The 25,252-nt window shown below is 67.0% G+C and carries 25 protein-coding genes and 4 tRNA genes; 16 read left to right on the top strand and 13 right to left on the bottom strand.

All coding sequences use genetic code 11. The annotated features are described in order from the left end of the window. Nucleotides 1-4: 4 nt before the first annotated feature. Together edd and ACZ75I_RS07695 are read left to right on the top strand one after the other, a co-directional pair. Nucleotides 5-1,921: a phosphogluconate dehydratase gene (gene edd, locus ACZ75I_RS07700; RefSeq protein WP_061480284.1), complete on the top strand. Its 1,917-nt coding sequence runs from the start codon at nucleotides 5-7 to the stop codon at nucleotides 1,919-1,921. Between the two features lie 205 nt (nucleotides 1,922-2,126). Further along, on the top strand, nucleotides 2,127-2,786 hold the full coding sequence (locus ACZ75I_RS07695; RefSeq protein ID WP_472958908.1) for a bifunctional 4-hydroxy-2-oxoglutarate aldolase/2-dehydro-3-deoxy-phosphogluconate aldolase: 660 nt from the start codon (nucleotides 2,127-2,129) through the stop codon (nucleotides 2,784-2,786). Between the two features lie 98 nt (nucleotides 2,787-2,884). Here ACZ75I_RS07695 and ACZ75I_RS07690 read toward each other — a convergent pair whose 3' ends face one another. From ACZ75I_RS07690 to ispG, 3 genes are all read right to left on the bottom strand, one after another. Next, a complete protein-coding gene (locus tag ACZ75I_RS07690) occupies nucleotides 2,885-3,532 on the bottom strand; it encodes a response regulator (RefSeq protein ID WP_005416124.1) in 648 nt (215 codons plus the stop codon). 170 nt (nucleotides 3,533-3,702) lie between these two features. Beyond that, nucleotides 3,703-4,482, bottom strand: a complete 780-nt coding sequence (locus tag ACZ75I_RS07685) for a phosphatase PAP2 family protein (RefSeq protein ID WP_061480287.1) — start codon at nucleotides 4,480-4,482, stop codon at nucleotides 3,703-3,705. Continuing rightward, entirely contained in the window at nucleotides 4,463-5,728 is a 1,266-nt protein-coding gene (gene ispG, locus ACZ75I_RS07680) for a flavodoxin-dependent (E)-4-hydroxy-3-methylbut-2-enyl-diphosphate synthase (protein WP_049423521.1), read from the bottom strand. The genes ACZ75I_RS07685 and ispG overlap by 20 nt, the downstream gene beginning before the upstream one ends. A gap of 114 nt (nucleotides 5,729-5,842) precedes the next feature. Between ispG and ACZ75I_RS07675 the strand changes: the two genes are divergently transcribed. Both ACZ75I_RS07675 and ACZ75I_RS07670 read left to right on the top strand, forming a co-directional pair. Then, on the top strand, nucleotides 5,843-7,069 hold the full coding sequence (locus tag ACZ75I_RS07675) for an ATP-binding protein (RefSeq protein ID WP_049414674.1): 1,227 nt from the start codon (nucleotides 5,843-5,845) through the stop codon (nucleotides 7,067-7,069). Then, nucleotides 7,066-7,629 carry a response regulator transcription factor gene (locus tag ACZ75I_RS07670; RefSeq protein WP_005409063.1) on the top strand — a complete coding sequence of 188 codons (564 nt, stop codon included), beginning with the start codon at nucleotides 7,066-7,068 and terminating at the stop codon, nucleotides 7,627-7,629. The genes ACZ75I_RS07675 and ACZ75I_RS07670 overlap by 4 nt, the downstream gene beginning before the upstream one ends. Nucleotides 7,630-7,731: 102 nt before the next feature. On the opposite strand, the gene pgi is transcribed toward ACZ75I_RS07670, so the two are convergent. The 6 genes from pgi to pcnB all read right to left on the bottom strand — a co-directional run bounded on the left by pgi (nucleotide 7,732) and on the right by pcnB (nucleotide 13,334). After that, on the bottom strand, nucleotides 7,732-9,246 hold the full coding sequence (gene pgi / locus ACZ75I_RS07665; protein WP_049439728.1) for a glucose-6-phosphate isomerase: 1,515 nt from the start codon (nucleotides 9,244-9,246) through the stop codon (nucleotides 7,732-7,734). Beyond that, entirely contained in the window at nucleotides 9,243-9,623 is a 381-nt protein-coding gene (panD, locus tag ACZ75I_RS07660) for an aspartate 1-decarboxylase (protein ID WP_006432456.1), read from the bottom strand. The genes pgi and panD overlap by 4 nt, the downstream gene beginning before the upstream one ends. Nucleotides 9,624-9,785: 162 nt before the next feature. Then, nucleotides 9,786-10,625, bottom strand: a complete 840-nt coding sequence (panC, locus tag ACZ75I_RS07655; protein ID WP_061480289.1) for a pantoate--beta-alanine ligase — start codon at nucleotides 10,623-10,625, stop codon at nucleotides 9,786-9,788. Beyond that, nucleotides 10,622-11,437, bottom strand: a complete 816-nt coding sequence (gene panB, locus ACZ75I_RS07650; RefSeq protein WP_014646749.1) for a 3-methyl-2-oxobutanoate hydroxymethyltransferase — start codon at nucleotides 11,435-11,437, stop codon at nucleotides 10,622-10,624. Before panB ends, panC begins: the two co-directional genes overlap by 4 nt. 34 nt (nucleotides 11,438-11,471) lie before the next feature. After that, entirely contained in the window at nucleotides 11,472-11,957 is a 486-nt protein-coding gene (gene folK, locus ACZ75I_RS07645; RefSeq protein WP_061480291.1) for a 2-amino-4-hydroxy-6-hydroxymethyldihydropteridine diphosphokinase, read from the bottom strand. 3 nt (nucleotides 11,958-11,960) lie between these two features. Beyond that, nucleotides 11,961-13,334 (bottom strand): polynucleotide adenylyltransferase PcnB, encoded by a 1,374-nt coding sequence (gene pcnB, locus ACZ75I_RS07640; protein WP_154350543.1) that lies wholly within the window; start codon nucleotides 13,332-13,334, stop codon nucleotides 11,961-11,963. Between the two features lie 52 nt (nucleotides 13,335-13,386). Between pcnB and ACZ75I_RS07635 the strand changes: the two genes are divergently transcribed. After that, nucleotides 13,387-13,461, top strand: a tRNA-Glu gene (locus ACZ75I_RS07635). 536 nt (nucleotides 13,462-13,997) lie between these two features. Here ACZ75I_RS07635 and ACZ75I_RS07630 read toward each other — a convergent pair. Further along, a complete protein-coding gene (locus ACZ75I_RS07630; RefSeq protein ID WP_472958907.1) occupies nucleotides 13,998-15,422 on the bottom strand; it encodes a sugar porter family MFS transporter in 1,425 nt (474 codons plus the stop codon). Nucleotides 15,423-15,616: 194 nt separating this feature from the next. On the opposite strand from ACZ75I_RS07630, the gene fdxA reads away from it, so the two are divergent. Then, nucleotides 15,617-15,940 (top strand): ferredoxin FdxA, encoded by a 324-nt coding sequence (gene fdxA, locus ACZ75I_RS07625; RefSeq protein WP_005409054.1) that lies wholly within the window; start codon nucleotides 15,617-15,619, stop codon nucleotides 15,938-15,940. A 169-nt stretch (nucleotides 15,941-16,109) separates the two neighbouring features. Here fdxA and ACZ75I_RS07620 read toward each other — a convergent pair whose 3' ends face one another. Both ACZ75I_RS07620 and dapA read right to left on the bottom strand, forming a co-directional pair. Further along, complete coding sequence (locus tag ACZ75I_RS07620) at nucleotides 16,110-16,625, bottom strand: hypothetical protein (RefSeq protein ID WP_005416115.1); 516 nt, start codon at nucleotides 16,623-16,625, stop codon at nucleotides 16,110-16,112. 32 nt (nucleotides 16,626-16,657) lie between these two features. Next, complete coding sequence (gene dapA / locus ACZ75I_RS07615) at nucleotides 16,658-17,551, bottom strand: 4-hydroxy-tetrahydrodipicolinate synthase (protein WP_061480294.1); 894 nt, start codon at nucleotides 17,549-17,551, stop codon at nucleotides 16,658-16,660. 164 nt (nucleotides 17,552-17,715) lie between these two features. Here dapA and ACZ75I_RS07610 point away from each other — a divergent pair, with 164 nt between their 5' ends. The 10 genes from ACZ75I_RS07610 (at nucleotide 17,716) to ACZ75I_RS07565 (ending at nucleotide 23,686) form a co-directional block, all read left to right on the top strand. Then, nucleotides 17,716-18,276, top strand: a complete 561-nt coding sequence (locus ACZ75I_RS07610; RefSeq protein ID WP_005409051.1) for a glycine cleavage system transcriptional repressor — start codon at nucleotides 17,716-17,718, stop codon at nucleotides 18,274-18,276. Between the two features lie 79 nt (nucleotides 18,277-18,355). After that, nucleotides 18,356-18,835, top strand: coding sequence for a peroxiredoxin (locus ACZ75I_RS07605; RefSeq protein ID WP_005416113.1), 480 nt, complete (start codon nucleotides 18,356-18,358; stop codon nucleotides 18,833-18,835). Nucleotides 18,836-18,919: 84 nt separating this feature from the next. Beyond that, the gene (locus tag ACZ75I_RS07600; RefSeq protein ID WP_005409049.1) at nucleotides 18,920-20,320 is read left to right on the top strand and encodes a PhoH family protein; all 1,401 of its coding nucleotides are present in this window, start codon (nucleotides 18,920-18,922) and stop codon (nucleotides 20,318-20,320) included. Then, nucleotides 20,317-20,823, top strand: a complete 507-nt coding sequence (locus tag ACZ75I_RS07595) for a hypothetical protein (RefSeq protein WP_472958902.1) — start codon at nucleotides 20,317-20,319, stop codon at nucleotides 20,821-20,823. The genes ACZ75I_RS07600 and ACZ75I_RS07595 overlap by 4 nt, the downstream gene beginning before the upstream one ends. Nucleotides 20,824-20,835: 12 nt before the next feature. Then, nucleotides 20,836-21,504, top strand: a complete 669-nt coding sequence (locus ACZ75I_RS07590; protein ID WP_111201580.1) for a YoaK family protein — start codon at nucleotides 20,836-20,838, stop codon at nucleotides 21,502-21,504. A 127-nt stretch (nucleotides 21,505-21,631) separates the two neighbouring features. Further along, nucleotides 21,632-22,441 carry a bifunctional hydroxymethylpyrimidine kinase/phosphomethylpyrimidine kinase gene (thiD, locus tag ACZ75I_RS07585; protein ID WP_180870287.1) on the top strand — a complete coding sequence of 270 codons (810 nt, stop codon included), beginning with the start codon at nucleotides 21,632-21,634 and terminating at the stop codon, nucleotides 22,439-22,441. After that, nucleotides 22,438-23,364 (top strand): alpha/beta hydrolase family protein, encoded by a 927-nt coding sequence (locus tag ACZ75I_RS07580; protein ID WP_472958898.1) that lies wholly within the window; start codon nucleotides 22,438-22,440, stop codon nucleotides 23,362-23,364. Before thiD ends, ACZ75I_RS07580 begins: the two co-directional genes overlap by 4 nt. Next, nucleotides 23,355-23,431, top strand: a tRNA-Arg gene (locus ACZ75I_RS07575). Before ACZ75I_RS07580 ends, ACZ75I_RS07575 begins: the two co-directional genes overlap by 10 nt. Nucleotides 23,432-23,500: 69 nt before the next feature. Beyond that, nucleotides 23,501-23,577: transfer RNA gene (locus tag ACZ75I_RS07570), tRNA-Arg, on the top strand. A gap of 32 nt (nucleotides 23,578-23,609) precedes the next feature. Beyond that, nucleotides 23,610-23,686: transfer RNA gene (locus ACZ75I_RS07565), tRNA-Arg, on the top strand. A 572-nt stretch (nucleotides 23,687-24,258) separates the two neighbouring features. Here the strand turns inward: ACZ75I_RS07565 and ACZ75I_RS07560 are convergent. Then, nucleotides 24,259-25,179, bottom strand: a complete 921-nt coding sequence (locus ACZ75I_RS07560) for a LysR substrate-binding domain-containing protein (RefSeq protein WP_188218083.1) — start codon at nucleotides 25,177-25,179, stop codon at nucleotides 24,259-24,261. Nucleotides 25,180-25,252: the final 73 nt, after the last annotated feature.

Here is a 25,252-nt window from a genome sequence, read left to right as displayed (position 1 = left end):
GCCAATGAGCCTCCATCCTCAACTGCAAGCCATCACTGAGCGCGTCATCCGCCGCAGCGCCGCCTCGCGCGCCGCCTATCTGGCCGCGATCGATGCCTCCCTGCGTGAGGGCCCGTTCCGCAGCCGCCTGAGTTGCGGCAACCTCGCCCACGGGTTCGCCGCCTGCGGCGGCACCGACAAGAGCCGCCTGCGCGGCGGCGTGACGCCGAACCTGGGCATCATCACCGCCTACAACGACATGCTGTCGGCCCACCAGCCGTTCGAGACCTATCCCGAACAGATCCGCGACATCGCCCGCGAGCTGGGCGCCACCGCACAGGTCGCCGGCGGCGTCCCTGCAATGTGCGACGGTGTCACCCAGGGCCGTGGTGGCATGGAGCTGTCGCTGTTCTCGCGCGATGTCATTGCCCAGGCCACGGCCATCGGCCTCAGCCATGACATGTTCGATACCACCGTCTACCTCGGCGTGTGCGACAAGATCGTGCCGGGCCTGCTGATCGGTGCGCTGGCCTTCGGCCATCTGCCGGCGGTGTTCGTACCCGCCGGCCCGATGACCCCGGGCATCCCGAACAAGCAGAAGGCCGAAGTGCGCGAGCGCTACGCCGCCGGTGAGGCCACCCGCGAAGAGCTGCTGGAAGCCGAGTCCGCGTCGTACCACGGTGCGGGCACCTGCACCTTCTACGGCACGGCCAACTCCAACCAGGTGCTGCTGGAAGCCATGGGCGTGCAGTTGCCGGGCGCCTCGTTCGTCAATCCGGGCACGCCGCTGCGCGACGCCCTGACCCGCGAGGCAACCGAACGCGCGCTGGACATCACCGCACTGGGCGACGACTTCCGCCCGCTGGGCCGGATCATCGACGAGCGCGCGATCATCAATGCGGTCATCGCGCTGATGGCCACTGGTGGTTCGACCAACCACACCATCCACTGGATCGCGGTGGCGCGTGCGGCCGGCATCGTGCTGACCTGGGACGACTTCGACGAACTGTCGCAGCTGATTCCGCTGCTGGCCCGTGTCTATCCGAACGGCGAGGCCGACGTGAACCGTTTCGCGGCCGCTGGCGGCCCGGCCTTCGTGTTCGGCGAGCTGATCAAGGCGGGCCTGATGCACGGCGACCTGGTCAGCGTCGCGCGTGGCGGCATGGCCGACTATGCGCGCGAGCCGCAGCTGCGTGACGGCCGGCTGGTCTACCTGCCGGGCCTGGAACACAGTGCCGATGACGAAGTGGTGCGTGGGGTCGACAATCCGTTCGAGCACCAGGGTGGCCTGCGCCTGCTGCGCGGCAACCTCGGCAAGTCGCTGATCAAGCTGTCGGCGGTGAAACCGCAGTACCGGACGATCGAAGCACCGGCGGTGGTGGTCGATGCACCGCAGGTATTGAACAAGCTGCACGCCGGTGGCCTGCTGCCGCAGGACTTCGTGGCGGTGGTGCGTTACCAGGGTCCGCGTGCCAACGGCATGCCCGAACTGCATTCGCTGGCACCGCTGCTGGGCCTGCTGCAGAACCAGGGCCGGCGCGTGGCGCTGGTCACCGACGGCCGCCTGTCCGGTGCGTCGGGCAAGATCCCAGCGGCCATCCATGTGACGCCGGAAGCGGCGCGCGGTGGCCCGCTGGCCAAGGTCCGCGAGGGCGATATGATCCGCCTCGACGGCGAGGCCGGCACGCTGGAAGTGCTGGTGGACGCGGCGGAATGGGCAGCACGTCCGCTGGCGCCGAACACCGCGCCGGCCGCGCATGACCTGGGCCGCAACCTGTTCGCGATCAACCGTCGCGTGGTGGGCCCGGCCGATCAGGGCGCGATTTCGATTTCGTGCGGGCCGGCGGCGGCCGATGGCGGGCCGTGGGACTACGACGCGGAGTACGAGCTGGGGCACGATGCGGCGGCTGCGGCGGCACCGCACGAGGCGAAAGACGCCTGACGCGAAAAGCCGCGGCAGGCTTCCCGGCTTGGGCAGTAGAGCGCCCTGGCCGGGACACGCCGTAAACCCATCCATGGGGGCTCGATCGCGGCATCCATGCCGCTCACGGTCCCGGCCAGGGCGCTCTACTGCCCTTGGACAATTCCCGGCGCGTCATTTGCGCTGCGGCCACTGAATCAAGAAGAGCAAAGGCAAGGGCAAAAGCATGGGTATCGAACAACATCAGGTGAAGGCGGCGGAGCTGTTGCATGCGGCGGGCATCCTGCCGGTGGTGACGATTCATACGCTGGACCAGGCCCGCGCGGTGAGTGCGGCGCTGCTGGAAGGTGGTCTGCCGGCGATCGAGCTGACGCTGCGCACGCCGGTGGCGATGGAAGCGCTGGCAATGCTCAAGCGCGAGCTGCCCGATGTGGTGGTGGGTGCAGGCACGGTGCTGACCGTGGAGCAGATGCAGCAGTCGATCGATGCGGGTGCGGACTTCCTGGTGACGCCGGGTACGCCGCCGGCGCTGGCTGATGCGCTTGCCGCTGTGCCACTGCCGGTGGTGCCAGGTGCGGCGACGCCGACCGAGCTGCTGTCGCTCTACGCCCGCGGCTTCCGCGTGTGCAAGCTGTTCCCGGCCACGGCCGTGGGCGGGCTGGCGATGATCAAGGGACTGGCCGGCCCGGTGGCGGACCTGAAGCTGTGCCCGACCGGCGGCATCACCGAGAACACCGCCGCCGAGTACCTTGAGCAGAAGAACGTGGTCTGCATCGGCGGTTCGTGGATGGTACCGGGCAACTGGATCGCCGACGGCGAATGGGACAAGGTGCGCGCCAGCGCCGCCGACGCCGCGAAGATCATCCAGCGCGTTCGCGGCCACTGAGCCGAACGCAGCTGTAGAGCCGAGCCCACGCTCGGCTCCACTCCAGCGGAATGGAGAGCAGCCGAGCATGGGCTCGGCTCTACGGAAGACCGAAACCCTTACAACGGCCGCGCCGGATCCACCAGCCCGTACTGGCTGGCCATGCGCGCCAGCGCGATGTTGTCGTGGATCCCCATCTTCTCGAACAACCGCGCCTTGTGCGTGTTCACCGTCTTGGCACTCAGGCTCAGGCGCCGCGCGATGTCTTCCTGGCGCAGGCCCTGGGTCAGCAGCAATGCTACTTCCAGTTCTCGCGGCGACAGGCTGTCGAACGGCGAACCATTGCCCTCCACCGTCGACAAGGCCAGGTTCTGCGCGATGCTGGTGCCCAGGTAGCGACGGCCCATGGCCACATCGCGCACCGCGCGCAGCAGCTCCTGTGCATCGCAGCCCTTGCCGATGTAGCCCGCGGCCCCCGCCTCCAGCAAGCGCTTCGGCAGCGGCCCGTCTTCCAGCACCGACACGATCACCACGCGGGTGTTGCGGTGGCTGCGGACGATGCGCTCGGTCACTTCCATGCCACTCACACCGGGCAGGTGCAGGTCGCACAGCACCACGTCCGGCAGCAGCTGGCGGACGTCGCGCAGTGCGTCTTCACCGGTCTCGGCTTCGCCCACCACCTCGATGTCGGTCTCCCCCGACAGGATCATCTTCATCCCGGTGCGGACCAGCGCATGGTCATCCACCAGGTAGACTCGAATCGTCATTCACGTACCTCTTCGAATGCGGCCATTGCAGGTCAAGCTAGGCAGGACGCCGATACCCCTGCAAGCGCGTTCGGGACGCGATCCGGGCGTTCTGCCTTGCGCATCACAGTAACGCGCGTTGTGCTTGCCCCCTGTCTTGCAGAACCTGCTGCAACGAAACAACTGATCTATTACGTAGACGCCGCGGAAGGGTCATCCACGTCACCCCCCTGTGATGATGCTTCGCTGGCCGTCGCTGGCGGCGAATCCCGACGTCGCCAAGGATGCCGGCGACTGAACATGACCAGATAGCACCCTACCACCCAAACCAGCGCGGCACACCATCCGGCCAGGATGTCCGAGGGATAATGCACGCCCAGATAGACCCGTGAGACGCTCACCAGCAGGCTGAACGGGGGCGCCAGCAGCAGTACGGGCCAGCGCCAGCGTGTATTCCAGGCCAGCAGCACCAGGGTCGCGGCAAGGGTCATCGAGCCCATGGCGTGCCCGCTGGGGAAGCTGAACGTCGATTCCGGCGCAATCGACTCCCACAGGCTGGGGCGCTGGCGCTGGAAGAAGTGCTTGCTGCCCATGTTCAGCAACGCCGATCCCACGAAACTGACCGCGACGAAGGTCGCCTCGCGCCAGCGCCGGTAGCCCAGCAGCGCACCGATGATCAGCACGTCAGCAGGGATCAGGAACCACTCGTAGCCCAGTTTCGAGATGAGCACGAAGAAGCGGTCCAGCCATGGCGAATGCAGGCCATGCATCTGCCACAGCAGCGGCGCATCGAAATGGAACGATTCAAATTCGTGCACTTCGTCCGCCAGGGCGACGAAGCCGGCCAGCGGCAGCAGCACGCCGCCGAACAGCAGGACCAGGCGCCAGGCATTGCGCGCCATCCAGTGGCGGAAACCGGAGGCCGACTCCGGTGCGGCGAGGATCGCAGGCTTATCCGGCGCTTCGGACATATTTGTGTTCGACGTAATCGTCGATCAGGGCGACGAACTCCTGGGCGATGTTGTCGCCACGCAAGGTCACCTTCTTCTCGCCATCGACGAATACCGGTGCCGCCGGCGTCTCGCCCGTGCCCGGCAGGGAGATGCCGATGTTGGCATGGCGCGACTCACCCGGCCCGTTGACGATGCAGCCCATCACCGCCAGGGTCATGTTCTCCGCACCCGGGTGGTGGATCTTCCACAGCGGCATCTTCTCGCGCACGTGGTTCTGCACCACTTTGGCCAGTTCCTGGAAGAACTCGGAGGTGGTGCGGCCGCAGCCCGGGCAGGCCGTGACCAGCGGCGTGAAGGCGCGCTGGCCGGTGGTCTGCAGCAGTTCCTGGGCGACGATCACTTCCTGCGTGCGCGACTGGCCCGGCTCCGGGGTCAGCGAGATGCGGATGGTGTCACCGATGCCTTCCTGCAGCAGCACGCTCAGCGCTGCCGACGAGGCGACGATGCCCTTGCTACCGATACCGGCTTCGGTCAGGCCCAGGTGCAGGGCGAAGTCCGAGCGCTGGGCCAGGTCGCGGTACACCGCGATCAGTTCCTGCACGCCACTGACCTTGGCCGACAGCACGATGCGATCGCGCGGCAGGCCGAGTTCCACCGCCTGCTCGGCCGAATCCAGCGCCGAACGGATCAGCGCCTCGCGCAGCACGCGGCCGGCGTCCCAGGGCTGCTCGCGCAGGTTGTTCTCGTCCATCAGCCTGGCCGCCAGGGCCTGGTCCAGCGAGCCCCAGTTGGCACCGATGCGCACCGGCTTGTTGTAGCGGATCGCGAACTCGATCAACTGGGCGAACTGCAGGTCCTTCTTCTTGCCGAAGCCGACATTGCCCGGGTTGATGCGGTACTTGGCCAACGCTTCCGCACATGCCGGTTCAGCGGTGAGCAGCTGGTGGCCGTTGTAGTGGAAGTCACCGATCAGCGGTACATCGATACCCATCATCGCCAGCTTGTCGACGATGCGCGGAATGGCCGCAGCGGCTTCCACGGTGTTGACGGTCAACCGCACCATCTCCGAGCCGGCACGCCACAACTCGGCCACCTGCTTCACGCTGGAGGCCACGTCGGAGGTATCGGTGTTGGTCATCGACTGCACCACCACCGGCTTGCCTCCGCCTACGGTGACCCCGCCGATCTGGACGGCATGGGTCTGGCGACGGGGCCAGGCGGTGGCATCGGAGGGGGGAGTCGGGCGGGTGACGGCGTCGTGCATGGGCGCATTCTACCGCCCACTCCCGCATTCGGGGTGACTCGCATTCAGCCTGCGGCACGGCTGCGGCCGATTGTCGCAGGCATGTACACGCATGAACGCATACGATGAGCGTGAATGACCGGTCCCGACGCCCCGTTTCTCCGTACCCTGTGCAGCCTGCGCTGGCTTGCCGTAGGCGGCCAGGCCGCCACCATCCTGGTCGCGACCTGGGTGCTGGGCCTGCCGTTGCCGCAGCTGCCGTTGTGGGCCGGCGTGGCGGTGCTGGCCCTGTTCAACGTCTACACCCAGCTGCGCCCGGAAGCGGCCGACACTGCGCCGCTGACCGCATTCGGCCATATCCTGGTGGACGTGATCATCCTGACCTGGATGGTGGGCTGGAGCGGCGGCATGGCCAACCCGTTCAGTTCACTGTTCCTGATCCTGATCGCGCTGGCCGCGTTCGCCCTGCCCCTGCGCTGGGCACTGGCGGTCGCGCTGGCCTGCCTGCTCGGCTACGCCGCCAGCGGCATCTTCGGGCAGGCGCTGCCGGACGGCTACTTCCGCGCTCAGGACCTCAATCGCTGGGGCGTGGTCGCCAACTTCCTGATTTCCGCCACAGTGGTGCTGGCCTTCTCCACCCGCCTGGCACTGGCCCTGCGGGAGCGCGAACTGGAACTGTCGGCGCTGCGTGAGCGCTTCGCCCGCAACGAGGGCATCGTCGCCCTGGCCACCCATGCCGCCTCGGTGGCACATGAACTGAACACGCCGCTGGCGACCATGACCCTGCTCGCCGACGATGTCGCCGAGCGCAGCGAAGAGCCGGAAGTGCGCGAGGACATGGAGACCCTGCGCGAGCTGCTGGTTCAGTGCCGCGAGCGCGTGCTGGCACTGGCCGCCCCGGCTTCGGCCGATGCACCGGGTCGCAGCCACTCCAGCGCCCAGCAGGTGCTGGAGCAATGGCGCCTGGTGCGGCCGACCATCGACCTGCATCGCAACGACGATGCGCCGCTGCGGCTGCCACTCGACCCGGGCGTAGGCCATCTGCTGATGGTCCTGCTCAACAATGCCGCCGATGCCGGCGAGAAGGCCGGCCGGCCGCGCGTGGACCTGGACCTGCGCATCGAGGGCGACGACCTGATCGGCGAAGTACGCGACTACGGCCATGGTTTCGACGCCCGTGCCGCCGTGCTGCCGGGCAAGCTGTTCGGCAGCAGCAAGAGCGAGGGCATGGGCGTCGGCCTGGCCCTGTCCCATGCCACCATCGAACGCCTCGACGGCGAGATGTGGATGCGCCCGGCCCAGGGGGCCGGCAGCCGCGTCGGCTTCCGCCTGCCGCTGGCCCCACGCGAGGAAACCCCATGAGCGCCTCAACCCTTGGTCTGCTGGTCGACGACGACGAGCTGTACCTGCGTACCCTGCAGCGCAGCCTGGCCCGCAAGGGCCTGGAAACACAGACCGCACAGGATGCCGCCAGTGCCCTGGCACTGGCCCGCCAGCATCCGCCGGCGTTCGCGCTGATCGACCTGAAGCTGGGCAGCGATTCCGGCCTGGCGCTGATCCAGCCGCTGCGCGCACTGCGCGCGGACATGCGCATCCTGCTGGTGACCGGCTATGCCAGCATCGCCACCGCAGTGGAGGCGATCAAGCTGGGCGCGGATGATTACCTGCCGAAGCCGGCCACGGTGCCGATGATCCTGCGCGCCCTCGGTGAGGAGGACGACGGCCCGGCCGACGATGGCGAAATGGAAGTGCCCGATGCAATGACGCCGATCAGCCGCCTGCAGTGGGAACATATCCAGCAGGCAATGCACGAGACCGGCGGCAACGTGTCAGCGGCCGCACGCCTGCTCGGCATGCACCGGCGCTCGCTGCAGCGCAAGCTGGCCAAGCGGCCCAGCCCGGAACGCGATCCGAGCCGGTGAGACGCCACGCCGTGCACCGGTAGTGCCGGCCGCTGGCCGGCAACCTCGTGAACGACTGAAGCATCGCCTGGATGCCGGCCAGCGGCCGGCACTACCCGTGCATCAGCCCTTCAACTGCGCCAGGATCTCGCGGGTCATCGGATCGGCAACCGCCACATCCTCGCCCTGCAGCGCCGGCAACAGGCCACTGGCCAGCTGCTTGCCCAGCTCGACACCGAACTGGTCGAAGGCGTTGATGTTCCAGATCACCGACTGCACGTATACAGCGTGCTCGTACATGGCGATCAGTGCACCCAGCGCCTGCGGGGTCAACGCGTCGAGCAGGATCAGCGTACTCGGCCGGCCTCCCGGGTAGTCGCGGTGCGGATCTTCGCTGCCCTGGCCATTGGCCAGCGCTTCGGTCTGCGCCAGCAGGTTGGCCAGCAGGGCCTGGTGATTGATCGTGTAGGGATCATCGTTGTGCACGCAGCCGATGAAATCGGCCGGAACGATGCTGGTGCCCTGGTGCAGCGCCTGGAAGAAGCTGTGCTGCACGTCGGTCCCTGCCCCGCCCCACCAAACCGGCACGGTGTCGACGGTGACCGGCTGGCCGTCGCGCTGCACGCGCTTGCCCAGGCTTTCCATCACCAGCTGCTGCAGGTAAGCCGGCAGCAGCGCCAGGCGCTGGTCGTAGGTCATCACCGCGTGCGTGGCATGGCCCAGCAGGTTGCGGTTCCAGATGTCGGTGAGGCCGTGCAGCACCGGCAGGTTGCGCTCCAGCGGTGCATCCAGCGCATGCGCATCCATCTGCGCGGCGCCTTCCAGCAGCTGTTCAAAACGTTCGAAGCCGATCGCCAGCGCGATCGGGAAACCAACCGCCGACCACAGCGAATAACGGCCACCAACCCAGTCCCACATCGGCAGCACGCGATCGGCGGCGATCGCGAAGGCCTTGGCAGCGCGCTCCGGATTGGCGCTGACCGCATACAGGCGCTCGCTGCCGCCCAGCCAGTCGTGCAGGATCTGGCCGTTGAGCAGGGTTTCCTGGGTACCGAAGGTCTTGGAGATCAGGATGCCGGCAGTCTTCGCCGGATCCAGCGTGGCCAACGTGCGCTGCATGGCGGCGCCGTCCACATTCGACACGAAATGCACACGCAGGCGCGCACCGGTGACCGGGCGCAGCGCATCGGCGACCAGGCGCGGGCCGAGGTCGGACCCCCCGATGCCGACACTGACCACATCGGTCACGCCACTGTCTTCCAGCGCGCGCACCAGCACGCCCATGCGCTGGCGGATGCCGCGCGCGGTGGCATAGGCCTCGGCCGCCACCGGCGCATCGACCACGTCGCCACGCAGCGCGGTATGCAGCGCGGCGCGGCCTTCGGTCAGATTGACCTGCTCGCCGCGGAACAGGCGGGTGATGGCGCCGCCGACATCACGGTCGGCAGCCAGCGCCAGCAACGCCTGCAGCGCCGCGGCATCGTACTTCTGACGGGCGAAGTTGACGTACAACGGACCGACCCGCAGCGCCAGGTCCTGCACGCGGCCGGGTTCGGCGGCGAGCAGGCTGGGAATGCTTGCGCCCTTCAGGCGCTGGGCGTGGGAATGCAGCGAGTCGAATCCGTTGTTCGTTGTCATGCGGCCTGGGTCGGGATCGTGTCGTTGGTGTGGGTGATCTGGTTGTTGCCATCAACGTACACCAGCTTCGGCTTGAAGCTGTCAGCTTCCTGCTCGGTCATGCTGGCGAACGCGGCGATGATGATGATGTCGCCGACCTGCACGTGGCGCGCGGCGCCACCGTTGAGCGAGACAACGCCGCTGCCGGCTTCGGCGCGGATGGCATAGGTCGAGAAGCGCGCACCGTTGGTCACGTCCCAGATATGCACCTGTTCGAACTCGCGGATGCCCGTGGCAGCCAGCAGGTTGTCGTCGATGGCGATCGAGCCTTCGTAGTTCAGCTCGGAATGGGTGACGGTGGCGCGGTGGATCTTGGTCTTGAGCAGGGACAGGTGCATGGGGGGCGCTGCAACGGCAAAGGAAAGAGCGGATTCTAGCACCCGCACAGCGCGGGGCATTACGGCCGGCAACCTGTTCAGGTAGGCGGTGAAACCGGGGTCGGATCCCTTTTCCCCTGGGAAAGGGATCTGACCCCATGCATCGCGCGGCACCGCCGGAACTCAGAACTCCAGGTTGTCGATCAGCCGGGTGGTACCCAGCCGTGCGGCGATCAGCGCCACCCGGCCGCCGCCGTCGAAGGTCGGCTCGGCCAGCTCCGGAGTGCGCAGCACCGCGTAGTCAACCTGGAAACCGGCCGCCTGCAATGCGGCAGTGGCCTCGGCCTCGATGCGTTCACGTGCCTGCCCGGCCACGTAGCCTTCGCGCATGCCCAGCAGGGTCCGGTGGATGGTGGTCGCGACCGGACGCTGTTCGGCGCTCAGGTACTGGTTGCGCGAGCTCTTGGCCAGGCCGTCCTCGTCGCGCACGATCTCGGCGCCGACGATCTGGACCGGGAACGACAGCTCGGCCACCATCTGCTTGATCACGGCCAGCTGCTGGTAGTCCTTGCGACCGAACACGGCCACGTCCGGCTGCACCTGCAGGAACAGGCGTGCCACCACCGTGCAGACGCCATCGAAGTGCCCCGGACGGCTGGCACCTTCCAGCACTTCACTCACGCCCGGCGCGTGCATGCGCGTGGTCTTGTCCACGCCCAGCGGGTACATCGCCTCGACGCTGGGCAGCCACACCGCATCGCAGCCTGCCTGCTCCAGCCCGGCCACGTCCGCCTCGGGCGTGCGCGGGTAGCGGCTGAAGTCCTCGTTCGGCCCGAACTGGGTCGGGTTGACGAAGATGCTCGCCACCACCTTGTCGGCGTACTGGCGGGCCAGGGCCACCAGCGAATGGTGGCCCCCATGCAGGTTGCCCATGGTCGGCACCAGCGCCACGCGCAGGCCCTCGCGCTTCCACTGGGCGATCTGCCCGCGCAGCGCGCCGAGCTCGTTGAAGGTCTGGATCATTGGGCGTAGGCGTGCTGTTCGTCGGGGAAGCTGCCATCGCGCACGGCGTCGGCAAACGCGCGGGTGGCACCGGCCACCGAGCCGCCTTCGGCAAGGAAATCCTTGACGAACTTGGGACGGCGATGGCCACTGTCCAGGCCGAGGAAATCGTGCAGCACCAGCACCTGGCCATCGCACTGCGGGCCAGCACCGATACCGATGGTCGGCACATCCACCGCAGCGGTCACTTCGGCGGCGACGGGGGTCGGCACGCATTCGAGCACCATGATGCTGGCGCCTGCGGCGGCCACCGCCCTGGCATCCTCCACCAGCTGGCGCGCAGCATCGCCGCGGCCCTGGATCTTGAAGCCGCCCAGGCGCAGCACCGATTGCGGGGTCAGGCCCAGGTGCGCGCAGACCGGAATCTCGCGCTCGACCAGGTAGCGGATGATGTCGACCTTGAAGCCGGCACCTTCGATCTTGACCATCTCGGCACCGGCCTGCAGCAGCTGCAGCGATGCATCCAGCGCGCGTTCCGGGGTGGCGTCGGCGCCGAACGGCAGGTCGGCCACCAGCAGCGCTCGCTGCAGTACGCGGGCCACGGCGCGGGTGTGGTAGACCATGTCGGCCACGGTCACCGGCAAGGTCGAATCATGGCCCTGCACGACCATGCCCAGCGAATCGCCGATCAGGATCAGATCAACGCCATTCGCGTCGAAAGTGCGGGCGAAGCCAGCGTCGTAGGCGGTCAACATGACCAGCTTCTGGCCATTGCGCTTGGCCTCGGCCAGGGCGGGAACGGTCCAGGGCTTGCTGTCTGCGTGGGTGCTCATGTGCTGATAACCGGGGGAGATAACCCGGTCATTATCACCCTATCGGCGCAATCCCGCAGGCATCCACCCGCACCACTGCATCCCGCACGCTGCCATGACCGGGAATGGCCAGATCAGGCGCGATTTCGGCCAGCGGCACCAACACGAAGGCGCGCTCGTGCAGGTAGGGATGGGGTACCTGCAGACCGGGCTGATCGAGGACCTGCGTGCCATACAGCAGCAGGTCCAGGTCCAGCGCGCGCGGCCCCCAGTGCACCGCCGGATCGCGCACGCGGCCAAAGCCCCGCTCCAGCGCCAGCATCGCCTGCAGCAACTCATCGGCCGGCAAGGTGGTTTCGACCGCAGCCACGGCATTGACGAACGGCGGCTGGTCTTCATTGCCCCAGGCCGGCGTTGCATAGAGCCGCGAGGCCTGTCGCAGGCGCGTTCCCGGCAGGCCATCCAGCGCGGCAATCGCCGCGCCGACGGTCGCGGCCGCGTCGCCAAGGTTGGCGCCGAGGCCGATCCAGGCGAGGGTCATCGCTTACTCGCCCGCCGCAGCAGCACCGGGACGTCGACGGCGACGGCGGCGCTTGCGCGGTGCCCCGCTCTCGTCATCGCCGTCTTCACTGTGCATCGCATCCAGCGACGACTCCAGCTCGCGACCGGACTGCGCCTGTGCTTCGCGCCAGAACTCGACATCCACTGCATGCTCGGACGAAGCGACCTGGCGCAGGCTGAGGAAATCGAACGCGGCGCGGAAGCGCGGGTGGGTCAGGGTACGGAACACGCGCTTGCGCTGGCGCGAGCTGAAGCGCGACTGCAGCAGCCAGATCTCCTGCATCGGCAGCGAGAAGCGGCGCGGCAGCGCGATGGTGCTGAGCTGCTGCACGGTGACCCGGTCGGCGGCGCGGCGCTGCGCTTCTTCCGGTGCCACCCCCTGCTTGAGCAGGGTCGCCTGTGCGCGGCAGAACGCCGGCCACAGCAGCAACGCGAACAGGAACGCCGGCGAGACCGGCTCGTCGTTGGCCACGCGGGCATCGGTGTTGGCCAGGCCTTCGACCAGCATGCGGCGCAGCGCGCCGGTGCGGTTGGACTTCAGCGCCTTGGCGCTCTCCGGGAACAGCACGTCGAGCAGGCCGTAACGCTCAAGGCCTTCGAAGCTGGCCACGCCGTGCCCGGACAGGAACAGCTTGAGCACCTCCTCGAACAGGCGTGCCGGTGCGGCTTCGTTGAGCAGGCCAGCCAGGTGCGGGATCGGCGCGGCGGTGCCCTCTTCGATCTGGAAGCCGAGCTTGGCCGCCAGGCGCACCGCACGCAGCATGCGCACCGGGTCTTCGCGATAACGCTGCTCGGGATCGCCGATCAGTTTCATCAGGCGCGCCTGGACGTCTTCGAAGCCGCCGGTGTAGTCGCGCACCGAGAAGTCCTCGATGGCGTAGTACAGGGCGTTGCAGGTGAAGTCGCGGCGGATGGCGTCGTCTTCGATGGTGCCGTACACGTTGTCGCGCACGAGCATGCCGTTTTCCATCTCGCGGTCGCCGCTGCCGTCATCGCTGTTGGCACGGAAGGTGGCGACTTCGATGATTTCGCGGCCGAACACTACGTGGGCGAGGCGGAACCGACGACCGATCAGGCGGCAGTTGCGGAACAGCTGCTTGACCTGTTCGGGCGTGGCATCGGTGGCCACGTCGAAATCCTTGGGTTGGCCATTGACCAGCAGGTCGCGCACCGCGCCGCCGACAAGGTAGGCGCCGAAGCCGGCATCGCGCAGGCGATAAAGCACGCGCAGGGCGTTCGGGCTGATGTCCTTGCGGGAGATCGTGTGCTGGTCGCGCGGGATGACGCGCAGGCTGAACGGTGATGTAGCAGGGGAAATGATGTTGGCGCTTCCGGTTGAAGTTTCGGGATTGCCCAATGGCATCGAGGTGCATATACTAGCGCTCCTGCCTCGGCAGCGACACAGTTACGCTCCCTTCGTCTAGTGGTTAGGACGTGGCCCTCTCAAGGCTAAAACAGGGGTTCGAGTCCCCTAGGGAGCGCCAGTCGCCGCAGCAGGAACCGAAAAAGCCCGCCTTGTGCGGGCTTTTCTGTTTTCCGGGGTTGCAGTGATTGCGGTCGGATTGGCCGCTTGTGCGCCTCCCTGTTCCTGCGTGGGAGGGGGCGGGCCACCCTGGCCTGGACACGCAAAAGCCCATCCATGGGGCTCGATGGCGCCTTGCTCGCGTGCGCTGTCCTGCGCACGCGGCAAGACCAGGGTTGGGCTCCTGCCCAACCCGTCGGGCGCATGCGCCCAACCCATGGCGCCAACGGTCCGGTCAAGGGTGACCCACCCCCTCCTGACAGTTTCCCGCGACGGCGGCACGAACAGCCTCGCTCCTCCGCAGCCAATTCAATCCCGACGCGCAGACCTGCGTCCGCCACCCGCAATGTGTCGAGAGGCTGCAGGCCAGCCGATCCAGGACCGTTGGCGCCATGGATGGCGCCATCGAGCCCCATGGATGGGTTTACGGCGTGTCCTGGATCGGCTGGCCTGCAGCCTCCCCACGGAGAAAGGAGGCGCTGAAACACGGGCCGGCCGTCAGCCTTCCATCTGCTCCAGCTCCTTGCCCTTGGTCTCGCGCACGTAGCGGACCACGAAGACGATCGAGAGGATCGCCGCGACGGCGTAGATGCCATAGGCGCCGGCCAGGCCGATGCCGGCCAGCAGCATCGGGAACGTCACGGTGATCGCGAAGTTCGAGGTCCATTGCGCCGCACCCGCCACCGCCAGCGCCGGGCCGCGGATCTGGTTGGGGAACATCTCGCCCAGCATCACCCACATCACCGGGCCCCAGGACATGTTGAAGAACACCACGTAGACGTTGGCTGCCACCAGCGCCAGCCGCCCCATGCCATCGGACAGCTGCAGGCGCCCATCGACAAGGCTGCCGCTGGCAAACGCCACCACCATCAGCACCAGCGCCACCGACATGCCGACCGAGCCGACCCACAGCAGCGGCCTGCGCCCGATGCGGTCGATCAGCAGCACCGTCAGCAGGCAGGCACCGATGCTCAGCGCGCCGGACAACACGTTGATCAGCAGCGCGTCGCTTTCCGAGAAACCCACCGCCTGCCACAGCACCGCGCCGTAGTAGAACACCACGTTGATGCCGACCAGCTGCTGGAACATGGCCAGGCCGATACCCACCCAGAGGATCGGGCGCAGCTTGCCGGTGGCCTTGTTGCGCAGGTCGCCGAAGCGCGGCTTGTGCTGGTCCTGGGCCAGGCTCGCCTCGATCTCGGCCTGCTTGGCGGTGGCCGCGGCCTCGCCGTACAGCCGCGCCAGCACCGCCCTCGCCTGCCCCTGGCGCCCCTTCAACACCAGGAAACGGGGGCTTTCCGGGATCACCAGCAACAACAGCAGGAACAGCCCCGAGGGCAGCGCCTGCATCCAGAACATCCAGCGCCAGGCCTCATGGCCCAGCCACAGGGGCGCGGTCGAGGCGCCGGCGGCACGCGCCAGCAGGTAATTGCTGAGGAAGGCCGCAAACAAACCGCAGATGATCGCCATCTGCTGCACCGTGGCCAGCCGGCCGCGGTAACGCGCCGAGGCGACTTCGGCGATGTAGGCCGGTGACATCACGCTGGCCGCGCCCACCGCGAAACCGCCCAGCACGCGGGCGGCGATGAACAGCCAGGACGCGTGGGCCGCGCCGGCACCGAGCGCCGAGACAAGGAACATCAGCGCGGACACGATCAGGACACCGCGGCGCCCCAGGCGATCACCCAGCCACCCGGCCAGGAAGGCGCCGATCGCGCAGCCCAGCAGCATCGAGGCGACTTCGAAACCGAGCGCCGCCTCACTGGAGTTGAAGGCCTGGCGGAGGCCATCGACCGTGCCATTGATGACACCACTGTCGAAACCGAACAGGAATCCACCAAGGGTGGCCACGCAGCTGATCAGGACGATGAATGCAGTGTTCTCACCGCCCTGGGGCGCGGTGCTGGGCTGGGTTTGGGACATGGACGATCCTGCTGGGAAGGGAGTCCGGCCACGGTGGGCGACCGAGTGCCCCGCAGCGTCGCACAGCCCCCGCCGTGCCGCCAATGACTCCCACGGTCGCGCCTGCCAGACGCCCGTTTTCCGCCCCGCGCCGACAGCGGGGGCCAACCTGTTCTAGAATTGGCGGGTTCAGGAATCGATCCACCCCCAAGCCCATGCCCTTTGTCGTCACCGAAAACTGCATCAAGTGCAAACACACCGATTGCGTGGAAGTGTGCCCCGTGGATTGCTTCCACGAAGGCCCGAACTTCCTGGTGATCGACCCGGATGAGTGCATCGACTGCACCCTCTGCGAGCCGGAGTGCCCGGTCAATGCGATCTTCCCGGAGGACGATGTTCCTGCCGGACAGGAAGGCTTCGTTGCCCTCAACGCCGAGCTGGCGAAGGAGTGGCCGGTGCTGACCGTGCGCAAGGACCCGCCCGCCGACGCCGGCGAATGGGATGGCAAGCCGGACAAGCTGAAGCTGCTGGAGCGCTGAGAAGCGCCTGCTGCGACAACGAAAAAGGGCGCCTTGGGCGCCCTTTTCCATTTCCGGTAGCGCCGGGCCATGCCCGGCGGATCCTGGGCCGCGCTTCAAGCTCGCCGGGCATGGCCCGGCGCTACCCAAGGCGGGTGCGGACCAAGGCCCGCAGCCACCCGACCAGCCCTTACTGGGCGAGCTTCGCCTTCAGAGCGGCGATCAGCTTCACCGGCGCTTCGGCGGTGGCCGGCAGGCCACGCGGGTCAACCGCGGAGATGTAGGCGCCGGCATCGACGGCCACTACGCGGACCAGGAAGTTGCTGCCCTCGTAGGCCACGTCGTACGAACCCAGCAACTGCGCGCGGCTGGCGATGGTCACGCCCTCCACGCCTTCCAGCGCGGTACCGACCTTGGCGAAGGCTTCATCCTTGCCACCGGCAATGGTGAAACCGGTGCTGCCGGCTGCCGGAGCCGCAGCAACCGGCGCCGCCGGCTTGGTGGCCGAGGCCAACGTCGGCACCTTGTTGTCGGTGGTGGCATTGGGCAGGTTCAGGTCCGGCGGCACTTCCAGCGGACGCATTTCCGGGGCCAGGGCGTAGTCGCCCTTGGCGCCGCGCTTGAAGCAGCCGGTGGTACCGGCAGCGACCGCCACAGCAAGCAGGGCATAGGACAGCACGCGGACGGTGGAAACGGATTGACGCATGTGAATCTCCTGGGTCAGACCAAGACGGAAGGTCAGTGGCTGGAAAGGGCTTCGAGGGCGGCGATGTCGCCGGCAAGATGGTCGGCAGCCGGATGATGCGCTGCCGACAACGGCAGCAGTGGCAGGCGCAGGTCGTGACCGATGCCGATGCGGCGCAGCAGCGCCTTGACCGGGATCGGGTTCGGTTCGACGCCGCAGAAATCATGGAAGGGATGCAGGCGCGCATCCCACGACGCGGTGGCTTCGTGGTCGTGTGCGGCGGCCAGCTCGCACATCCGGCGGTAGGCACCGGGAAGCACGTTGGAACCCACTGAGATCAGGCCGTCGATACCGGCCTGGATCGAACGCGCGGCCGTACCGTCGTCACCGCTGAGCACGGCGAACTGTGGGCTGCGCAGAGCGAGCAGCGCCTGCACCCGGCCGGTGTCACCCACCGCCTCCTTGATGCCGACGATGTTGGGGTGGCTGGCCAGCTCGGCCACGGTCTCAGGCTGCATGTCGCAACCGGTACGGCCGGGCACGTTGTACAGCACGACCGGCAGCCCGCCCTGGTCGGCCACCGCACGGTAGTGCGCGATCAGGCCGGCCTGGGTGGGGCGCACGTACGGCGGCGTGACCACCAGCGCGTGGCTGGCGCCGAGGGCGGCGGCACGACGGGTCTGTTCGATGGTCTTGGCAGTGCCCGAAAGACCGGTACCGGCCATGACCGGAATGCGGCCGCCGATGCGCTCGACCGCGCTGGCCAGCAGCAGGTCGTACTCGGCGTCGGTGAGGGTTGCCGCTTCGCCGGTAGAGCCGGCTACGACAACACCATGGACGCCACCTTCCAGTTGCAGGTGCAGCAGGCGCTGCCAACCGTCGGGATCGAGGGCGCCGTCGGCCCGGAACGGGGTCGCCAGCGCGGTGATGAGACCGGAAAGGGACAAGGACGTGCTGCTCTTGGCTGGGAAGGGAAAACGCCCGCCACGAAAGGCCGGGGGCGACTTGAATGTTACTTGCGGCGCGAAAGCACGGGCAAGTATGCTGGACACCGGTGGATCCCCGCCTCTGGCGGGCATTCAGACTAACGCATGCATTACCCGGAATCGCCTTGACCGACACCACCCCGCGCCCCGCGCCGAGCGAAAACCACCTCCTGATCAACGCCTATACGACGCATCCGGAGTCCCCCCTGCTGTCCGTCACCCGCCGCATCGCCGACAGCGGCTGCAATCTGGTGGATGCACGCCTGGCCACGGTCGGCCGCGATGTCTCGGTCACCGCCCTGGCCACCGGCTCCTGGGACTCGGTGGCCAAGCTCGAGGCGATGCTGACCCGGCTGGAGCGCGAGGAAGGCCTGAAGCTGGTCTGGTACCGCACCGCCGCCAAGCAGGCGCAGTCCAACCTGCTGCCGTACATCGTCGAAGTGATCGCCGCCGACAAGCCGGGCATCCTGTTCCAGCTGGCCGACTTCTTCGACCGCCAGGGCATCACCATCGAGAACCTGCAGAGCACGCGCTACCGCGCCATGCAGACCGGCGCGGAAATGTTCAGCGCACAGGTCACCATCGGCGTGCCGGCCAACATGCATATCGCCGCGCTGCGCGACGATTTCCTCGAGTTCTGCGACCACCTGAACCTGGACGCGATCATGGATCCGATGAAGTTCTGATTCTTCGCGCGTCTCTCACGGGCGCGTGGCGTTTCATGTAGCTGTAATGGCAAGAACCCAGGCTCGACAGAAGGACCTCATGAACAACGGCGACACCCTGGACAGCACCACCCTCTCCCTGCCGCTGGCCCTGTCCGGCGGCGACCAGGCCACCCTCGGCGACTATGCCGGCCAATGGCTGGTGCTGTACTTCTATCCCAAGGACAGCACCCCGGGCTGCACCACCGAAGGCATCGACTTCAACGCCCTGCTGCCGAAGTTCAGGAAAGCCGGCGCCGTCGTGCTGGGCGTCTCGCGCGACTCGGTGAAGTCGCACGACAACTTCTGTGCCAAGCAGGGCTTCAATTTCCCGCTGGTCAGCGATGGCGACGAAGCGCTGTGCACCGCCTTCGACGTGATCAGGATGAAGAACATGTACGGCAAGCAGGTACGTGGCATCGAACGCAGCACCTTCCTGATTTCCCCCGACAGCCGCATCGTGCAGTCCTGGCGCAAGGTCAAGGTTGCCGGCCATGCCGATGCCGTTCTCGCCGAACTGAAGGCCTCCCAGTCCAAGTGAGTCCCACTGCCTACTGTGTCTGCCATCACCCTGCCCCGCAGCAGGCCGTGGTGGTTTTTCCCTGTCCGTAACCAGGAATCGACGATGACCCGAGGCAAGCGCATCTACGTGCTGGATACCAACGTGCTGATGCACGATCCGACCGCGCTGTTCAAATTCGAGGAGCACGACATCTACCTGCCCATGCAGGTGATCGAGGAGCTGGACAACGGCAAGAAGGGCACCTCCGAAGCGAGCCGCAACGCCCGCCAGGTGAGCCGCTTCCTCAACGAGCTGGTACAGGAATCCGGCCTGGACAACCTGGCCGACGGCATTCCGCTGCAGCGCCCCAACGGCCTGCAGCTGCGCGGCAAGCAGAGCGCCGGCAAGCTGCGCTTCCAGACCAGCCATTTCGACGCGGGCAAGAGCTTTGGCAAGGTCATTCCGGACAATGCCATCCTCGGCGCGATCCTGGCCCTGAAGGAAGAAACCCCCGACCTGCCGGTGGTGTTCGTCTCCAAGGACATCAATCTGCGGATCAAGGCCGCCATCGCCGGCATCGTGTCCGAGGACTACGAGAACGATCGCGCGCTGGACGATTTCAGCCTGCTCTACACCGGCGCTACCGAGCTGCCGGAAGACTTCTGGAAACGCCACGGCGACGACCTGCGCAGCTGGAGCGACAAGGGCCGCTCGCATTACGAAATCCAGGCGCAGGACGGCGAGGAGTGGTATCCGAACCAGTACGTCTACCTGCCGGGCGAGGATGAAGTCGAGCTGCGCGTCAGCCGCGTGGTCGGCGATGGCAAGGTGGTGCTGTCGCTGGTCGATGATTTCCGCCACGGCAGCCACGCCGTGTGGGGCATCAGCGCACGCAACCGCGAGCAGAACTTCGCCCTCAACGCACTGATGGACCCGGAGATCGACTTTGTCACGCTGCTGGGCACCGCCGGCACCGGCAAGACCCTGCTGGCACTGGCCGCCGGCCTGGCGCAGACAATGGACCAGCAGCGCTACCGCGAGATCATCATGACCCGCGCCACGGTCAGCGTCGGCGAAGACATCGGCTTCCTGCCCGGTACCGAGGAAGAGAAGATGACGCCGTGGATGGGCGCGTTGACCGACAACCTGGAAGTGCTCACGCACAACCAGGAAGGCGGCACATGGGGCCGCCAGGCCACCAACGACCTGCTGGCCAGCCGCATCAAGATCCGCTCGATGAACTTCATGCGCGGCCGCACCTTCCTGTCGCGCTACCTGATCCTGGACGAGGCGCAGAACCTCACCCCCAAGCAGATGAAGACGCTGATCACCCGCGCCGGCCCGGGCACCAAGATCGTGTGCCTGGGCAACGTCGAGCAGATCGACACCCCGTACCTGACCGAGACCACTTCGGGCCTGACCTACGCGGTGGACCGCTTCAAGAACTGGCCGCATAGTGCGCACATCACCCTGCGCCGTGGCGAGCGTTCGCGCCTGGCCGATTACGCTTCGGAGGTGTTGTGAACCGCTGCACGCGCCTGTTGTTGCCCACGGCTGCGATCACCCTCACCGCCGTGCTCGGTGCCTGTACGACCACGCGCGGCCCGGCCAGCGTGCCCACCGCCGAGCGCACCGGCCAGTCCTGGGTGGTCACTCGCCCGATCATCGCCGCGCAGGTGCTCGACACCTGCTCGCGCCCCAGCCCCGGCCGCGAGGCCGGGCGGGTGTCGGGCTACTGGGCGCCCAGCCGGCAGCAGGTCGACCAGCTGGAGGCGAAGCTGTCGTCGCTGGAAGCGCAGGTACCGAAGGTGCTGGGCTTCGACCGCCAGTACGTCGGCATCGAAAGCGCCGGCAAGCGGCTGATCTACATCAACGCCTTCCACCTGCCCGACGACAGCGGCATCAATCCGGCCCGCGAAGCGATCCGCGTCTGCGATGGCGGCGCACAGTTCTGGGGCGCCGTGTTCGACCCGGCCAGCAACACCTTCAGCGAGCTGCAGTTCAACGGCGGCTTCGGCGGGCCCTGAGGGGCCTCGCCGATGGGAATACGCCTGCCCACCTGGGTCTGGATCGGCGCGGTCGCACTCTCGTGCGTGGCCGGCATGGTCAACGTGGTCGGCTTCCTCGGGTTCGAGCATCAGGCGGTCAGCCATATGACCGGCAGCACCAGCCAGCTCGGCATGGCATTGGCCCAGGGCGACTGGCGCGCGGTCGGCCACCTGTGGGGCCTGCTGATCGCGTTCTCGCTGGGCGCGATGCTCAGCGGCCTGCTGATCCAGGACAGCACCCTGCAGCTGGGCCGGCGCTACGGCGTGGCACTGGCGCTGGAATCGGCTCTTTTGCTGGTGGCCATTCCCCTGTTTGAAGAGCACCAGATCTGGGGCGCACTGGCCGCCGCCATGGCCTGCGGCCTGCAGAATGCAATGGCCACGACCTTCAGCGGCGCGGTGGTGCGCACCACCCATCTCAGCGGCATGTTCACCGATCTCGGCATCGGCCTGGGCCACCTGCTGCGCGGGCTGCCGTTGCAGGTACGACGACTGACCCTCAGCGGCCTGATCATCAGTGGCTTCCTCGCCGGCGGCGTGATCGGCGCCTGGCTGTTCACGCGCTGGCAGTACGACGCCCTGCTTGCTCCCGCCCTGCTCACCGGCCTGACCGGCCTGGGCTATGTGGTGTACCAGCAGTGGGCGCGTTGGCGGCATTGAGGGCCGCGCTGCGGGGGCCAGATCCCTTTTCCTGCGGAAAAGGGATCTGACCGCGCCTGACGGATCAAAGGCATCCACGCATGGCGTGGATCTACCCTCCCCTGCGGGACCACGGCACAATCGCCTGATGAGCCCGACCACTCCCGTATCCGCCCTCACCATCGCCGGCTCCGACTCCGGCGGTGGCGCAGGCATCCAGGCCGACCTGAAGGCCTTTGCAGCACATCGCGTGCACGGACTCTCCGCGATCGCCGCACTGACCGCACAGAACACCCGTGGCGTCATCGCCGTGCACGTGCCGCCGATCGATTTCCTGCGTGCACAACTGGATGCCTGCTTCGATGACTTCGACATCCATGCGGTGAAGCTCGGCATGCTGGCCAACACCGAGGTGATCAATGCCGTCGCAGATGCGTTGGAGCGCCATCGCCCGCCACACGTAGTGCTGGACCCAGTGATGGTCGCCACCAGCGGCGCGCGCCTGCTGGAAGACAGCGCTCTGCAGGCCATGCGTGAGCGGCTGATCCCGCTGGCCACGCTGATCACGCCGAACACGCCGGAAGCGGAGCTGCTGGCCGGACGGAAGATCGGCAACGGCGATGACGCCGAACAGGTGGCCTCCGCCCTGCTCGACCTGGGTGCCGGTGCGGTGCTGCTGAAAGGTGGCCACCTGCAGGAAGGCAACCGCGTAATCGACCGCTACTTCGACGGCGTGAGCAGCGAAGAATTCATCCACGCCCGCCTGCCGCTGGATGCACACGGCACTGGCTGCACGCTGGCCTCGGCCATCGCTGCACAGCTGTGTAACGGCCTGAGCCTGGCCAACGCCTGCGAAGCCGGCATCGACTACGTTGCGCGCGGCCTGCAGCAGGGCTATGCCCCCGGCCGCAGCGAGGTACTGGTGCTCGACCACTTCGGCGCGGCACCGCACGCATGAACCTGACGCCGGCCCTCCTTCCAGTGCAGTGCAACGACGGGCATCGCTACGAAGTGATGGCCTGCATGCCCGCACAGCCCATCGCCCGCTTGTTGTGGCTGCCAGCGCTGGGTGTGGCCGCGCGCCACTACCTGCCGCTGGCACAGGCGCTGGCAGCGAAGGGCGTGGCGGTCTACCTGCATGAGTGGCGCGGCAACGGCAGCAGCTCACTACGCCCGTCGCGCGCGCAGGACTGGGGCTATCGCGAGGTACTCGAGCAGGATCTGCCGGCCAGCCAAGCGGTCATGGCGGCCGCAGACGAGGAAGCAGGCCCCCTGCCCTGGATCATCGGTGGCCACAGCCTGGGCGGGCAGCTGGCCTGCGTGCACGCCGGCCGCAACCCTCTGCACTTCCATCACTTGTGGTTGGCGGCCAGCGGCTCACCGTTCTGGCGTGGATTCCCGCCACCGCGCGGCTGGCTGCTGCCACTGGTCTACCGCTTCCTGCCGTGGATCGCGCAGCGCCAGGGCGTGCTGCATGGCCGTCGTCTCGGCTTCGGTGGCACCGAAGCACGCGGACTGATCGCCGACTGGGCGCGCGTCGGCCTGAACAACCACTACGCTGCCGCGGGCATGGGTGAAGACCTCGACGCACAGATGACGCGCGTGCACGGCAGCGCACAGGCCGTACTGATGGAACACGACTGGTTGGCTCCGACCGGATCGATGCAGGCGTTGCTGGCAAAGCTGCCGAATGTGGACGCGAAGCTGCGCGTGCTGTCGGCGCAGGAACTGGGCACGCGCGCCGATCATTTCGCCTGGCTGAAGGCACCGGATGCCGTGGCGGACAGCTTTTTCATTCAGTTGGATGAAAATTTTCACAAAACTGTTGACGGTGTGCGCCGACATCCGCATAATTCCGCTCCTGTCGCAGGGCGCCCGTAGCTCAGTTGGATAGAGTACCTGGCTACGAACCAGGCGGTCGGGAGTTCGAATCTCTCCGGGCGCACCACTCGACAGGTTTTCAGCATCCGCCGCTGAAAATGCAGTAAAATTAGGCAATAAGTTGATTGTGTACCGCGCGCCCGTAGCTCAGTTGGATAGAGTACCTGGCTACGAACCAGGCGGTCGGGAGTTCGAATCTCTCCGGGCGCACCATACACAGTCGGCACAACAAGTTTATGTAATTGGCGCCCGTAGCTCAGTTGGATAGAGTACCTGGCTACGAACCAGGCGGTCGGGAGTTCGAATCTCTCCGGGCGCACCATTACACCGAAACAGCAGGCCTCGGCCTGCTGTTTTTTTATGTGTGTTTTTTCGGCAGGGCTGCGCCCTGCACCTGCAGAAGCTACGGCCGGAGCAACAGCAACAGCTGGCATTCCGAGAGATGGCGGGGCGGCATGAACAGGCAGGACACGCCGTAAACCCATCCATGGGGGCTCGATGGCGGCATCCATGCCGCCAACGGTCCTGCCTGCCCATGCCGCCCCACCTCTGACAGATTTCAGCGATCTGATGGATCCACGCCATGCGTGGATGAATCTCCGTCGGAATCGAATATTTCGAATCAAGATCGAAAAGCATCCACGCATGGCGTGGATCTATCGTGTCGACCAAGGTCGACACACACTAACAGCCCCAGGAATGTGTCGAAGGCGGGGTGGGTCCGGTTGCGGGAGTGTCCGCGGCATGGATGCCGCGGCCAAGCCCCCATGGACGGGTCTACGGCGTCTCCCGCAACCGGACCCACCCCGCCATCCCTCAGCAAACCAGCTTCTGCTGTTGCTGTTGCTGTTGCTCTGGATCGTAGCGGGTACAGGGCGCAGCCCTGCCAATCCCCTACCCCTTGGCCATCGCCTGCCACCACTGCGACAGCAGCTCCGGCCTGCGTAGACGCTCGCGCCACCAGCGCAGTGCCGCGCCATCCTCACCGGTGCGCCAGGCCAGCCAGAACGTTTCCTCCGGCTTGTGTTCCTCCACCTCGCGGATCACCAGCTGGCCACGCGCCACCGCAGCGCGCGCGCATGGCTCGGGCAGGAAGCCGAAGCCCACGCCTTCGCACTGCAGCTTCAATTTGCTGGCCATGTCTGGCACGGTCAGCATCTCCTGCCCCATCAACAGGCCCACCGTGCGCGGCAGCAGCCTGCGCGCCGAATCGGAAACGGCGATCGCGCAATGCTCGACCAGCTGCTCACGGCCCAGCACGCCCTGCACGTTGGCCAACGGATGATCGGGTGCCACCGCGAACACGAACGCCACCGTGCCCAGCGGCTCGACCACATAGCCGCCACCACTGGGCCCTTCGCCCGGCGCGCCGACCAACAGGTCGGCACGGCGGTCGAGCAGGGCCTCCCAGGTGCCGGACAGGGCCTCGCCGATCAACCGCAACCGGGTTGGTGCCTCGGCCTCACGGAATGCGGCGATGTCCGGCCCAAGCAGCCAGGTCGGGAACACCGAGTCCACCGCCAGGGTCAGTTCGGTCTCCCAACCCGACGCCACCCGGCGCACCCGCAGCTCCAGCTCGCGGGCAGCGCGCAGCAGGTGTCGGCCTTCGTCCAGCAGCGCGCGCCCGGCCTCGGTCAGCTCTGCACGTGGGCCGACCCGGTCGAACAGCTGCACGCCCAGATCCTCCTCCAGCTTGGCCACGGTATAGGAAATCGTCGAGGGCACCTTGTGCAGGGCCTTGCCGGCGGCGGCAAAGGAGCCACGGCGGTCGATGGCATCCAGGATCTGCAGGGCATCGAGGCTGAGCTTGAGCATTCGAATTTTTCGATGATGGTCGTCAAAACTATCCGTTTTTCAAACCTCGGACGCAAGCGGATACTTCTCTCCA

Source organism: Stenotrophomonas sp. X, from assembly GCF_055721025.1.
Note: the sequence above shows the minus strand (reverse complement) of the source record. Positions and strands in the feature narration are given on the sequence as shown.